Origin of the sequence: Micromonospora sp. NPDC126480 (genome assembly GCF_040302465.1) — a bacterium.
GTDB lineage: Bacteria > Actinomycetota > Actinomycetes > Mycobacteriales > Micromonosporaceae > Micromonospora.
The window spans coordinates 34,980-47,513 of the sequence record NZ_JBEORU010000006.1 but is presented as its reverse complement, the minus strand read 5'-3'; the positions used below and the strand labels follow the sequence as shown (position 1 = coordinate 47,513).

13 protein-coding genes are annotated in these 12,534 nt (G+C 70.3%); 5 read left to right on the top strand and 8 right to left on the bottom strand.

Annotation, left to right across the window (positions count from 1 at the left end):
• Nucleotides 1-140: 140 nt before the first annotated feature.
• Nucleotides 141-827, top strand: coding sequence for an iron-dependent transcriptional repressor DtxR (locus ABTW87_RS07675; RefSeq protein ID WP_350649546.1), 687 nt, complete (start codon nucleotides 141-143; stop codon nucleotides 825-827).
• A 14-nt stretch (nucleotides 828-841) separates the two neighbouring features.
• Here the strand turns inward: ABTW87_RS07675 and ABTW87_RS07670 are convergent, their stop codons facing one another.
• A complete protein-coding gene (locus tag ABTW87_RS07670) occupies nucleotides 842-1,084 on the bottom strand; it encodes a DUF5522 domain-containing protein (RefSeq protein WP_350649544.1) in 243 nt (80 codons plus the stop codon).
• A 377-nt stretch (nucleotides 1,085-1,461) separates the two neighbouring features.
• Here ABTW87_RS07670 and ABTW87_RS07665 point away from each other — a divergent pair, with 377 nt between their 5' ends.
• Nucleotides 1,462-1,782 (top strand): TraR/DksA family transcriptional regulator, encoded by a 321-nt coding sequence (locus ABTW87_RS07665; RefSeq protein ID WP_350649542.1) that lies wholly within the window; start codon nucleotides 1,462-1,464, stop codon nucleotides 1,780-1,782.
• A 143-nt stretch (nucleotides 1,783-1,925) separates the two neighbouring features.
• Here the strand turns inward: ABTW87_RS07665 and ABTW87_RS07660 are convergent, their stop codons facing one another.
• From ABTW87_RS07660 to ABTW87_RS07650, 3 genes are all read right to left on the bottom strand, one after another.
• Nucleotides 1,926-2,153: a hypothetical protein gene (locus tag ABTW87_RS07660; RefSeq protein WP_502891542.1), complete on the bottom strand. Its 228-nt coding sequence runs from the start codon at nucleotides 2,151-2,153 to the stop codon at nucleotides 1,926-1,928.
• Between the two features lie 202 nt (nucleotides 2,154-2,355).
• Nucleotides 2,356-2,535, bottom strand: coding sequence for a hypothetical protein (locus ABTW87_RS07655; protein WP_350649540.1), 180 nt, complete (start codon nucleotides 2,533-2,535; stop codon nucleotides 2,356-2,358).
• Nucleotides 2,532-2,720, bottom strand: a complete 189-nt coding sequence (locus ABTW87_RS07650) for a hypothetical protein (protein ID WP_350649538.1) — start codon at nucleotides 2,718-2,720, stop codon at nucleotides 2,532-2,534. The genes ABTW87_RS07655 and ABTW87_RS07650 overlap by 4 nt, the downstream gene beginning before the upstream one ends.
• Nucleotides 2,721-2,850: 130 nt before the next feature.
• Here ABTW87_RS07650 and ABTW87_RS07645 point away from each other — a divergent pair, with 130 nt between their 5' ends.
• Together ABTW87_RS07645 and ABTW87_RS07640 are read left to right on the top strand one after the other, a co-directional pair.
• On the top strand, nucleotides 2,851-3,693 hold the full coding sequence (locus tag ABTW87_RS07645; protein ID WP_350649536.1) for a helix-turn-helix domain-containing protein: 843 nt from the start codon (nucleotides 2,851-2,853) through the stop codon (nucleotides 3,691-3,693).
• A gap of 10 nt (nucleotides 3,694-3,703) precedes the next feature.
• On the top strand, nucleotides 3,704-3,874 hold the full coding sequence (locus tag ABTW87_RS07640) for a DUF397 domain-containing protein (RefSeq protein WP_350649534.1): 171 nt from the start codon (nucleotides 3,704-3,706) through the stop codon (nucleotides 3,872-3,874).
• 82 nt (nucleotides 3,875-3,956) lie between these two features.
• On the opposite strand, the gene ABTW87_RS07635 is transcribed toward ABTW87_RS07640, so the two are convergent.
• From ABTW87_RS07635 to nrdR, 3 genes are all read right to left on the bottom strand, one after another.
• The gene (locus tag ABTW87_RS07635) at nucleotides 3,957-4,892 is read right to left on the bottom strand and encodes a DUF2332 domain-containing protein (protein ID WP_350649532.1); all 936 of its coding nucleotides are present in this window, start codon (nucleotides 4,890-4,892) and stop codon (nucleotides 3,957-3,959) included.
• A gap of 148 nt (nucleotides 4,893-5,040) precedes the next feature.
• Nucleotides 5,041-8,976: a vitamin B12-dependent ribonucleotide reductase gene (locus ABTW87_RS07630; RefSeq protein ID WP_350649530.1), complete on the bottom strand. Its 3,936-nt coding sequence runs from the start codon at nucleotides 8,974-8,976 to the stop codon at nucleotides 5,041-5,043.
• A gap of 65 nt (nucleotides 8,977-9,041) precedes the next feature.
• Entirely contained in the window at nucleotides 9,042-9,536 is a 495-nt protein-coding gene (gene nrdR / locus ABTW87_RS07625) for a transcriptional regulator NrdR (RefSeq protein WP_350649528.1), read from the bottom strand.
• Nucleotides 9,537-10,106: 570 nt separating this feature from the next.
• Here nrdR and lexA point away from each other — a divergent pair.
• Nucleotides 10,107-10,892, top strand: coding sequence for a transcriptional repressor LexA (gene lexA, locus ABTW87_RS07620; protein ID WP_350649526.1), 786 nt, complete (start codon nucleotides 10,107-10,109; stop codon nucleotides 10,890-10,892).
• Nucleotides 10,893-10,933: 41 nt separating this feature from the next.
• On the opposite strand, the gene ABTW87_RS07615 is transcribed toward lexA, so the two are convergent.
• Complete coding sequence (locus ABTW87_RS07615) at nucleotides 10,934-12,532, bottom strand: hypothetical protein (protein ID WP_350649524.1); 1,599 nt, start codon at nucleotides 12,530-12,532, stop codon at nucleotides 10,934-10,936.
• Nucleotides 12,533-12,534: the final 2 nt, after the last annotated feature.

Genomic DNA, 12,534 nt, shown 5'->3' with positions numbered 1-12,534 from the left:
ATCCCGTTGCCCACGGGGTGGTTCGGCGTCGGCCGTTCCCCGTCACGCGGGGTAGCATCGATCACTGGAGGGTCTGCCGTGAAGCATGATTTGGTCGACACGAGTGAGCGCGGAAATACCTCCGCCGAGAGGAGGCATCGATGCGCCACGATCTAGTGGACACGACCGAGATGTACCTGCGTACCATCCTCGAACTCGAGGAGGAGGGTGTGCCGCCGCTGCGCGCTCGGATCGCCGAGCGGCTGCGGCAGAGCGGCCCCACCGTCAGCCAGACCGTCGCGCGGATGGAGCGTGACGGCCTGCTCACCGTCGAGGGCGACCGGCACCTGTCCCTCACCTCGGCCGGCCGCAACGCGGCGATCTCGGTGATGCGCAAGCACCGGCTGGCCGAGCTGCTGCTGGTCAACGTCATCGGGATGCCCTACGAGGAGGCCCACGAGGAGGCCTGCCGGTGGGAGCACGTGATGAGCGACGCGGTGGAGAAGCGGGTGTACGACCTGCTCAACCGCCCGACCCGCTCGCCGTACGGCAACCCGATCCCCGGGCTGGAGGAGCTGGGCTCCCCGGGGCCGACCGACGCGGAGTCGACGGAGAGTGAGCGCAACCTGGCGTTCCCCGGTCTGTCCGGCCCGGTGGTGGTCCGCCGGATCTGCGAGAGCGTGCAGACCAACGCGGACGTGCTGCGCCAGCTGCACGCCGCCGGGGTCGACCCGGGCGCGACGGTGACCGTGGCCCAGGAGCGTGACGGGGTGTCGATCGACCGCTCCGGCGACCGCATCCGACTCCCCCGCGAGGTCGCCAGCCGCGTCTTCGTAGCGGCAAGCTGACCCCCGCTCCTCGGTCAGTCGTCGACGTAGGGGCAGTGCCGGCAGCCGCGACCGCAGCAGGTGCCACGACGGGCCAGGAAGCCGGCCGTGAGGACGAACAGGCCGGTGGCCGGGTCGGGGTAGCCGGCCTGCCCGGCGGTCAGGGCGGCCGTGTGCGCGGCGAGGATGCGTGTCCGGTCGGGGTGCTCGGGCGCCAGCCGGGACGGGTGCGGCTCCGTCAGGGGCCGCGGCGCCAGCGGTCGTCGCTCTCCACTCACCCGGCAAGTCTAGGAACGCCCCGCGGCGGTTGATCCCCTCGACGGCGGCATCGCGACCACGGACGAGTGCGGCTTCGGGAAGGACGTTGGCTTTCTCGTCGGCGGGGCCTATGGTTGCCGGATGCATCGGTCCGGCCAGCACTCGGTCACCGTCGTCGCGCTGACGACGGCGTCCGACGCTGCCCGCCGGCCGTTCCAGCACTCGACCCGGGCGGTGCGTACGGCGGTCGCGCCGTCCCCCGTCGGCTCGGCCGCCTCCGCGCAGCCGAGCCCCACCGGGCGTGGCCCTCCGTGGACCGGTACGAATCTCGGTACCGGCCGCCAAGGGCGAAGCGACAACGCTTCGGCCCTTTTTTCTTTTCCGGAGGAGTCCACCCATGACGACACACGTTCAGCCCGACGAACGCAACTGGCTCGGCGAGCTGCGGGACACCCTGACCCACGACTTCGAAGTGCAGACGGCGCGGCTGACGCAGCTCACCGCGGACACCGGCGACCCGGGCGAGGCGCACACCCAGAGCGCCCTGATCGCCACCACCCGGCAGAGCCTGGACCAGATCAGTGGAGCGTTGCGACGGATGGCCGAGGGGCGCTACGGCACCTGCGAGCGGTGCTCCGGGTCGATCCCCCGCGAGCGCCTCGAGATCCTGCCGCACGCGCGCTTCTGCGTGCCGTGCCAGGAGAAGCAGGGCCGCTGACGGCGGCGGGCTGCCGTGCCCAACGGGGAGGCACGGCAGCCGCCACGCCCGCCGGCACCACTGGCAGGGACGATCGGATACGCCAGAGCGGCACGACACGTGCGGTGGGGGCCGCTACGGCGTATCCGATCATGAACGCAGCATCACGAGGGCCGGTCCGGTTTCGCGTATCGCCCGGGCGACGGTTTGTCGCCAGATGAGTGCGGCCTTCGCCGCTGGCGGATCTCGTCGAGGTGCTGCTGCTTGTGCTGCCGGACCATCTCGTCCCACACGTCCTGGTCGTAGTCCGGGTCGGGCGGGATCCACTTGTGTGACCCGTCGCTGTAGTGGAAGCGCTCGTCCCCCGGCCGGATCACGCTCACCGGATCCATCCGAGGAAGCGTCGGTGCAGGAGTCCCGCCGGAACCCAGGTCAGATCCTCGGCGGCCGAGACCAGGTAGGACCCCATGTAGAGCGCGAGCGACACCGGCGCTCCCTCGAACTCCGCCGCCAACTCCCTGCGCCGGGTCGGGCACGGCCACGGCCCGTTGCATCCACCGCAGGTCCACACCGGCAGGACCGGCCCGTGCGTGCTCACGAGTCGCCGCCGAGGAAGCGCCAGGTGGCCGCGCGGGCATGCCAGCGGCACGCCCATTCCGCCTGATAACAGGGGTACGGAGACATCCGCGCCCACCACCGCCGGCAGCCGATACAGAGCCCATCCACATCGGGCAGATGCACCGCCAGGATCTGGCCGGCCCGCTGCTCGGTCACGCCTGCTCCTCCCCCGGCCAATGGCCACGACGGATCGGGATGCGGTGTCGGGCGCGGCAGGGCAACTCGGTGCCGCACCGGCAGACCCGCCGCCACAGCCGCCACGACCAGACCGGGCGATGCCGCCGGGCCAGGGTCAGCGCCGCCGCCAGCAGGTACCCGTCGTACGACACACGCGGCGGCATCGCCCCTCCAGCCCCGGGACTCATCATGAACTTGCACCGACATTTTTGCGCGCGCATTTTTGTGTGGTCAACCTCAACACGCCAAGAAGGTCCGAGCGTGTTGGAGGGGCCAACCGGCACAATGACCGGCATGGAGAGTCCGACCTTCGTTCGCTTCCAGCTCGGCGCGCAGCTTCGGCGGGTCCGCGAGGAGGCCAACGTGACGGCCGAGCAGGCCGCCGAGGTAATCGAGGTCTCGGCAAGTACGCTGCGGCGCATCGAGGCGGGGCGGGTCGGCATCAAGGGACCCGCGCTCAACGCGCTGTTGGATCGCTACGGCGTGACCGACGCCGAGCTACGCGACACGCTGCTGTCGATGGCGAAGAGCGGGAAACAGCGCGGCTGGTGGGCCAAGTACGGCGACCTACCGTCGTCGTACCGGCAGTACATCGGCTTGGAGTCCGCCGCCGAGGAGGTACAGAACTTCGAGACATTGGTCGTGCCAGGCTTGCTCCAGACGGCGGACTACGCCCGGGCCATGACCAGCGAGGACGCATTCGAGCCATCGCCGGAAGCGGTTGAGCGTCGGGTTGCCGTCCGGATGCAGCGTCAGGAGTTGATCACGTCGGGGAAGCTGCGCCTCGTGGCAGTTCTCGACGAGGCGGTGCTGCGCCGTCAGATCGGCGGGGCAGCGATCATGGCCGACCAACTCACCGCGCTGCTTGAAGCCAGCAAGCGCTGGAACGTGTCGGTCCAGGTGATCCCGTTCCGAGAAGGCGCCTACGCCTCCATGCTGTCCAGCTTCCACATCCTGAACTTCGCTGAGGGTCCAGGCGTGGTCTACATCGAGGGCCTTACGGGCGACCTGTACGCGGAGGGAGAGGATGTGAGGCGCTGTACGGTTGTCTTCAACAGCCTGCGCGCCGCGGCCTTGTCACCCACAGACTCGGCCGCGATGATCGAGGAGATCCGAGACGCGAGGCGTAAGGAGTAGGAGGCGGACCGTGGACTCGCAGTGGCGCAAGAGCACCCGAAGCGGCAGCAACGGTGCCTGCGTCGAGGCCCGGTACACGGACAACACCGTCGAGGTTCGCGACAGCAAGGACACCTCGGGTTCGATCCTTCGCTTCGGCGGCCGGACATGGTCCGCTTTCCTCACTCACCTGCGGCGGTAGGCAGCACTCGGGCAACTGAGTCGCTGCCATATAAGGCGACCGCCCAACGTCCGACCGACGGGGACGGGGACCGCTGATCCGGCTAGCCGAACCAGAACAGTGCCTGCCCGTGCCCGCGGGCCCAGGCGAGCGGCGTGCCATCCAGCGCGAGCACGTTGTGGAACCCTTCGCCCGGCGGCTCGGGTAGCTCGTCGTAGCGCAGCACCTGTGGGCCCTCGGTTGCGATCCAGTGCCCGGGCAGCTCACGAACCAGCTCGACGAAGGCGTTCCGCCGTGCGGTCGGCACCTGATACAGCACCGAGCTGTGGAACACCACCAGGGTCGCGTCGGGTGGTGCCAGCGCGGCCAGCGCCGGGAGGTCGTCCAGCAGGTCACCGCGGACGAGCAGCGGCGGGTCGGCCGCGACGACAGCTGCGGCGGCGCGCAGTCGGGCCCGCCGATGCGCATGCTCCGGCCAGATGAGTGCCTCCAACCACGCGACGTCGTCCGGATCGGTGACGTCGAGCGGGTTGAGGTCCAGCCCGGCCCGCCACACCACCGTGGGCACCTGGGTCGGGGGCGTGGTGCCGGTGAGCGCGCAGTCGAGGACCGGCTCGCCATCGCCCAGGACGTGGCTGCCGTAACGGTACGCGTACCGGTCGGGGTAGAGGCAGAGGCCGGCGGAGGCTCCGATCTCCAGGAGCGCCAGCGGCTGTGGCAGAGCGGTGAGCACTGGCAACAGTACGGCGCACCGGCCGGCCTCGTTCGTCTGCGTCGCCCTGGCCCGGATTCCCAGCTCGATGGCCGGCCAGTTCGTGAGGACGTGGTCGTGGAAGGCCGTGGGGTCCTCAACCGGACCACCGAGCAGCCGGACCACGGCGAACAGCAGGTTCGGCTGCCGTTTGGGCGGCGGAAGCGTCTCGATCAGAGCGAGCAGATCGGCATCGCGGGACACGGCCAGCGCCAGACGCTCGTACGCGGGTGACACACCGCGCGCCTCGCGCCCAGCGAACGTGCGGTAGGTCTCGGCGGCCGTCACGCCCTCAGGATCGCAGCACACCGGAGCATCCACCGACCCGCGGTACGGCAAGTCGGGGTGTCCCAGTGCGTTGGACACCCCGACTTGCCGTATTCGGTGTCGATCAGGCGAGGCGCGGCCCGGGCAGTCAGCCCGGGCCGCGCGTACGTCAGCTGCAGCCGCTGGTGCTGCCGCAGCCCTCGCAGACGTAGCAGCTGCCGGCCGGGCGCATCTTCGTACCGCAGGTGAAGCAGAGCGGCGCGTCGGCGGCCTTGCCGATGACGGCCTCCAGCAGCTCGGTGCTGGAGCCGACAGACGGCGCCGGCTTGGCGGCGGCGACGTCCGCCACCTCCTGCGCCGGCTGGGCGATCGGGCCGGACTTCGGCTCCTCCGGCCTGGTCTCGACCGGGGCGGAGGCGGCCATCGCGGTGAGGTCCGCACCGCTCGCCTCCGCCTCCGCCTCGGCCGCGAGCTGGGCGGCCCGCTCCTTCGCGGTGAAGATGCCCAGCTCGGCGCGGCGCTCGTACGGCAGGAAGTCCAGGGCCAGGCGACGGAAGATGTAGTCCATCACCGAGGCCGCCATGCGCACATCAGGGTCGTCGGTCATGCCGGCCGGCTCGAAGCGCATGTTTGTGAACTTGCTGACGTACGTCTCCAGCGGGACGCCGTACTGGAGACCGATGGAGATGGCCACCGAGAAGGCGTCCATCACGCCGGCCAGGGTCGAGCCCTGCTTCGACATCTTGAGGAAGACCTCGCCGAGGCCGTCGTCCGGGTACGACGACGCGGTCAGGTAGCCCTCGGCGCCGCCGACCGAGAAGGAGATGGTCTCGGACGGGCGCTTCTTCGGCAGCCGCTTGCGCACCGGGCGGTACTCGACGACCTTCTCCACGACCGGCTCCACAGCCGCGGGGGTCTCCGGCTCGGCGGCCTTCTTCTTCGCCGCCGACAGCGGCTGGCCGACCTTGCAGTTGTCCCGGTAGATCGCCAGAGCCTTGAGGCCGAGCTTCCAGCCCTCGAAGTAGATCTTCTCGACGTCCTCGACGGTGGCCTGCTCCGGCATGTTGACCGTCTTGGAGATGGCGCCGGAGATGAACGGCTGGACGGCGGCCATCATCCGTACGTGCCCCATCGGGGCGATGGACCGCTCGCCCATCGCGCAGTCGAAGACCGGGTAGTGCTCCGGCTTGAGGCCGGGGGCGTCCACCACGTGGCCGTGGTCGGCGATGTGCTCGACGATCGCCTCGACCTGCTCCTCGGGGTAGCCGAGGCTGCGCAGGGCGCGCGGCACGGTCTGGTTGACGATCTGCATCGAGCCGCCGCCGACCAGCTTCTTGAACTTGACAAGCGCCAGGTCCGGCTCGACGCCGGTGGTGTCGCAGTCCATCATCAGGCCGATGGTGCCGGTGGGCGCCAGCACGCTGGCCTGCGAGTTGCGCCAGCCGTTCTTGTCACCGATCTTGTTGCCGAGCGTCCACTGCTTGGTGGCCTCCCGCTGGACCGCGGTGGCGACGGTGCCGGCCGGCTTGATCTCGTCGTTGGCGGCGGCGTGCTTGCGCATGACCCGCTTGTGCGGCTCGGCGTTGCGGGCGTACCCGTCGTACGCGCCGACGACGCCGGCCAGCTCGGCCGAGCGGCGGTACGCGGTGCCGGTCATCAGCGAGGTGATCGCCGCGGCCAGCGAGCGGCCCTGCTCCGAGTCGTACGGCAGGCCCGAGGCCATCAGCAGCGCGCCGAGGTTGGCGTACCCGATGCCCAGCTGCCGGTAGGCCCGCGTGGTCTCGCCGATCTTCTCGGTCGGGAAGTCGGCGAAGCAGATCGAGATGTCCATCGCGGTGATGACCAGCTCGACCGACTTGACGAACTTCTGCACCTCGAAGCCGCCGTCGGCGCGGAGGAACTTCATCAGGTTCAGCGAGGCCAGGTTGCACGAGGAGTTGTCCAGGTGCAGGTACTCCGAGCACGGGTTCGACGCGGTGATCCGGCCGGTCTCCGGGCAGGTGTGCCAGTCGTTGATGGTGTCGTCGTACTGCAGGCCGGGGTCGGCGCACTCCCAGGCGGCCTGGGAAATCGTGCGGAACAGGTTCTTGGCGTCGATGGTGTCGATCACCGCGCCGTCGAGGCGGCCACGCAGGTCGAAGGCGCCGCCGTTCTCCACCGCGGTCATGAACTCGTCGGAGACCCGGACCGAGTTGTTGGCGTTCTGGTACTGGACGCTGACGATGTCGGCGCCGCCCAGGTCCATGTCGAAGCCGGCGTCCCGCAGCGCGCGGATCTTGTCCTCCTCGCGCGCCTTGGTGACCACGAACTCCTCGATGTCCGGGTGGTCGACGTCGAGGATCACCATCTTGGCCGCGCGCCGGGTGGCGCCACCGGACTTGATGGTGCCGGCGGAGGCGTCGGCGCCGCGCATGAAGCTCACCGGGCCGGAGGCGGTGCCGCCGGAGGAGAGCAGCTCCCGGGAGGAGCGGATCCGGGACAGGTTGACCCCGGAGCCGGAGCCGCCCTTGAAGATCAACCCCTCCTCCTTGTACCAGTCCAGGATGGAGTCCATCGAGTCGTCGACGGCGAGGATGAAACAGTTGTGGACCCGGAGGTTGCCGGCGAGGAACTCGCCGCTCTCGGTCTGGATGTCGTAGACCTCCATCGCCCCGAGCGGTTCGACGCGGTCGATCTCCAGCCGCTTGACGTCGTTGGCCGGACGGCCAGACTTGGCGAAGCTCTGCTCGAGCTTGGCCATCTTCTCGGCGCCGACGAACCCGATGTGGGTGGCGAAGAGGTCCCGGTCGCCGTCGTTCTGGATGCGGACCGACCAGCAGCCCTTGCGGTCCGGGCGCGGGTCCGCCTTGTACCCGACGCGGGAGAAGATCCCGAACCGCAGCAGCAGGCTCTGCACACCGCGGATCAGCTTCTCCGAGATCATGTCGGCCGCGACGAGCGTCGAGTGCTCACGGGCCGAGACGTAGCCCTCGGCCTGGAAGATGCTGCGCAGGTACGCCGCGACGACCGGCAACGGCGCGGTGAAGAGCCGCTCCGGCACCTCCATCTCGACGCCGCGGGTCAGCAGGCTCCACTTCTCCACGAACGGGCGCAGGTGCTCGCCGTACAGGCGGGTGCGCCGGCAGTCGAGCTGGTCGTCCTGCGTCACGACCGGGCGCTCATTGCGGTGCACGCCGGGGAAGACCTCGTCGAGGGTGCCGGTCACCCACTTCAACTCATCGTCGTTGACGGTCATCGCCTCGATCGTCAACGAACGGTTGCTGCCCTCGTCGTACTGGCCCACGAACCCGTCCGACTGCAACCAACCGGCGAGCGCGGCCTCACGGATCTCCCGCAGGTCGAGTTCGCTCTCGCCGTAGGCGTACGTGCGGTGCCACTCGAGCCTGTCGCCGGGCTTCAGGGTGCCGGCCTCCACCCACTGGCCCGTTCCGTCGCCCGTGCTCTTCCACACCACGTGGTCCGGCGTGACGTCGAGCAGGTAGCCCGCCTTGGTGTGCAGCCGGATGACCTCACGGACTCCGTTGGCCTTGACGGCCACGATCCTGGTCAGCCCGTTCCCGTCGTACACCTTGGCCCCGACGGCGCCGTCCTCGACCAGCTTGCCGATCGGCACCAGCCCGTCCGGTGTGCTGACCAGCGAGTCGTACGGAAGGCACGCGCTGACCTGCTGCGGCGAGGGCGTGCCCACGTTGAACCAGACCGGCGAGTTGAAGCTGAACACCTGGTGCAGCAGCATCCAGGTCAACTCGTGGGCGAAGACCTCGGCGTCGGCCGGGGTCGCGAAGTAGCCGTACTCCTCACCGGCGGTGCGGTAGGTGCTCACCACCCGGTCGATCAGCTGCCGGAGGGACCACTCCCGCTCCGGGGTGCCCACCGCGCCCCGGAAGTACTTGGTGGTCACGATGTTGGCCGCGTTGACGCTCCACGACTCCGGGAACTCCACGCCGCGCTGCTCGAAGTTGATCGAGCCGTCCCGCCAGTTCGTCATCACGACGTCCCGGCGCTCCCAGGTCACCTCGTCGTACGGGTGGACCCCCTCGGTGGTCCACACCCGCTCGACCTTCAGACCGGCCCCCGCCTTGTTCCGTGACCTGCTCGTCGTCACGACGTCGCCCCCTCGTCTGCGCGGTCACCCAACCGCATGTACCGATTTCTTCTGTACTGCACAAGTCAACTGGTGTGGCCGGCGGACCCGGCCGCTCCGGCCCCTTCGCGGGCCCGCGCCGCCTCACGCAGCGTCTCGATCTCGCGCTCGAAGTCCGCGAGCGAATCGAACGACCGGTAGACGCTCGCGAACCGGAGATACGCCACCTCGTCCAGGTCACGCAGCGGGCCCAGGATCGCCAGGCCGACCTCGTGACTGGGGATCTCGGCGGCCCCCTTGGCCCGGACGGTCTCCTCCACCTTCTGCGCCAGCAGCGCGATGGAGTCGTCGTCGACCGGCCGGCCCTGGCACGCCTTGCGCACCCCGCCGATGATCTTCGTCCGGCTGAACGGCTCGGTGACCCCGCTGCGCTTCACCACCGCGAGGACGGCCTCCTCCACCGTGGTGAACCGCTTGCCGCACTCCGGGCACGAGCGCCGCCGGCGGATCAACTGGCCGTCGTCGGCCTCCCGCGAGTCGACGACCCGGGAGTCGGGATGCCGGCAGTACGGACAGCGCATGAGCCCGACCTCCTTCTGTCGAACGCGGGCCACACCGGCCGCCCCCGGGCACGCGTCATCACGGCGGAGCCATCCTTCGACGGTCTTCGCCGTGCCGGCGGTGCGGAGTGGCGGTCGGTAGTTGAACCCCAACCTATAGGCAACTTACGCCCGTGTGACTACTACATCTAGGGGTTGACGGTATGCCGCCGAGGTTCTGAGGTCAAGTTGGCCAGCGTGTCCGGCGCGTCACCCGAGTCCGGGACCGCTCCCCTCTTCCCCGTCGCCCGCAAACCCAACCCCGCCACCCCCGGTCCGGTTATCGGCCGGCCGGCTGAACGCCGTCCACGATCCGGCAGATTAGAACAGCCGTTCGATCCGACGTACCATTTAGCAGAACACGAGTACGACCCGCGCGGTTTTTCACCCCGACACGCCGAGCAAGCTCGTACAGATGTTTGAAAATGACTGATCTCACCTATACGGTCATGAACGACAGGCGCGCGGCGGATCTGCTCCGCCGGTGTCACCGCACCACCGCACGCACCACGAGCCGACGAGGCACCACAGCGCCGACCAGGGAGGACGGACGTGACCGAGGACCGGGCCAGCCGGCCGAAGAGCCCGCAGCAGATCACCGAGGCGGGCGCGGCGACCACGCGTCGCCGGGGTGCCGCGCGCAGCCGCACCGGCACGGCCGCCGTGCGCCCGGTCACCCCCGTGGTGAGTGCCTTTCCCGATCCGGCGACGGTCGACCTGACCGCCCGGCAGCGGCGGATCCTGGAGTTCATCCGCACCTGGGTCGAGCGGCACGGTTACCCGCCGAGCGTGCGCGAGATCGGCGAGGCGGTCGGTCTGGTCTCGCCGTCAAGCGTCGCCTACCAGTTGAAGGAACTGGAAAAGAAGGGCTTCCTGCGCCGCGACCCCAACCGGCCGCGCGCGGTCGACGTCCGGGCGCCCAGCGAGGCGATCGACGACGAGCTGACCCGCTCCCAGCGCCCCACGCCGGCGTACGTGCCGATGCTGGGCCGGATCGCCGCCGGTGGCCCGATCCTCGCCGAACAGGCCGTCGAGGACGTGTTCCCGCTCCCGCGTGAGCTGGTGGGCGAGGGCGAGGTCTTCATGCTCCAGGTCAAGGGCGACTCGATGCTCGACGCGGCGATCTGCGACGGCGACTGGGTGGTCGTCCGGCAGCAGCCCACCGCCGAGTCCGGCGACATCGTGGCCGCGATGCTCGACGGCGAGGCGACGGTGAAGACCTACCGCCGCCGGGACGGCCACGTCTGGCTGATGCCGCAGAACCCGGCCTTCGACCCGATCCCGGGTGACGACGCCACGATCATGGGCCGCGTCGTCGCCGTCCTACGCCGCATCTGACCCGTTCGGCGCCGTGATCCGCGCCCGCTGCCGGGCGCGGGTCAGTAGCGGTCGCCGTAGTGGCCGCGGCCCGGCACCTGCCCGTACTGGCCACCCCAGCCCTCGTCGTAGCCGTTGTCGCGACGCCGTCCACGCGGATCCGGCTCGCCGCCATCCCGGCGCGGCGGCTCGGCACGGCCACCGCCGTACACACCTCCGCCGGCCGGAGCGCCGCCGTAGACCCCACCACCACCGGCGGCCGGGCGGCCACCGTTGGCCGGGCGGGCGCCGTTCGCGGGACGGCCGCCGTCCGCCCCGGGCCGGGCGCCACCATAGACGCCGCCGCCGGAGGGCCGGCCCCCGTAGACCGCGCCACCGGCGGGACGACCCCCGCCGTACACGCCGCTGCCGGCGGGGGCGGCACCCGGCGCGCGGGGCCCGCCGCCGTAGCCGCCGCCGGCCGGAGCACCGCCGTACACGGAACCCCGAGGACGGTCGTCGGGGGCGAAGCCGTCGCCGCGATCGTCGGCGCCCGGCGCGTCGTCGGGATCGCCGGCCGGCTTGCGCCGGGCCCGCAGGATGCCGAACACGCCCGCGCCGACCATGGCCGCGCCGAGCAGGCCTACGGCGCCGACCAGGTACATGATGTCCTGCAGCGAGAGGCTGTCGAACCAGGACGCCTCGGCCTTCTTCTTCGGCCCGGCGGCCGCCTCCGCGACCGGCTTCGCGCCCTCCGTCGAAGGCTTGTACGCGAGGATGTCGATCGGCTCGCCCTCGTCGAGCTGGCCGCCGTCGGAGACGGTGAGGAACGTCTTGCCGTCCGGGGTGTACGCGATCGCCTCACCGAACGGGTCGGCGAGCGGAGTCACCCGGGGCTCCCCCGTGGTCAGGGCCTTCACCACGTTCCCGTCGGCGACGTCGTACTCGAAGGCGTCCGCGTACGTACGCAGCACCACGCGGGAACCGTCCGGGGAGCGCGCGGCCCCGGTGATCGCCGTCCGCCCGAGCACGCCGAGCCGGTTGTCGGTCTCGGTCTTCGGCAGGGTGATCTCGCCGACCTTCGTCATCTGCGCGGGCTCGGTGTCGCCGGTGGGCAGCTCGCCCTCGGCCGTGAAGATCTCGGCCTTGCCGGAGGTGACCTTCGTGATGATCAGCGGGGCGTTGTCGTCACCGACGAGCAGCGCCTCCGCGTCGCGCGGCTTGCCGTCGGGGTACGCGAGGCGGTGCAGGACCGGCTGTTTCCCGCCGCCCGCCGGCATGGTCCACACCGCCACCCGCTCGCGACGGTTCTTGCTGGTCACGTTGTCGCCGGTGTCGGCGATCCAGAGGGTCTTGCCGTCCGGTGAGAGGGCCAGGTCCTCCGTGTCCAGCGGGCCGCCGCCGGAGTAGCGGACCGGATCCTTGGCGACCTTGCACTTCGTGTCCAGGTAGAAGACCCGCTTGCGGCTCTCCAGCTCGGTGCCGTCGTTGATCACGATGTAGCCGGTCTTCGTCGCGACCAGCCCGGACAGCTCGCTGAGCCGTTCGTCGGTCACCGTGCAGCGCTTCTGGCCCGCCGCCACGGCCGGCGACGGCGCGGTGACCAGGACGACACCGGTGGCTGCCACGGTCGCCCCCAGCAGGCTGAGGGCACCCGTGACCGAGGTGAGAACGCGGCGCATCC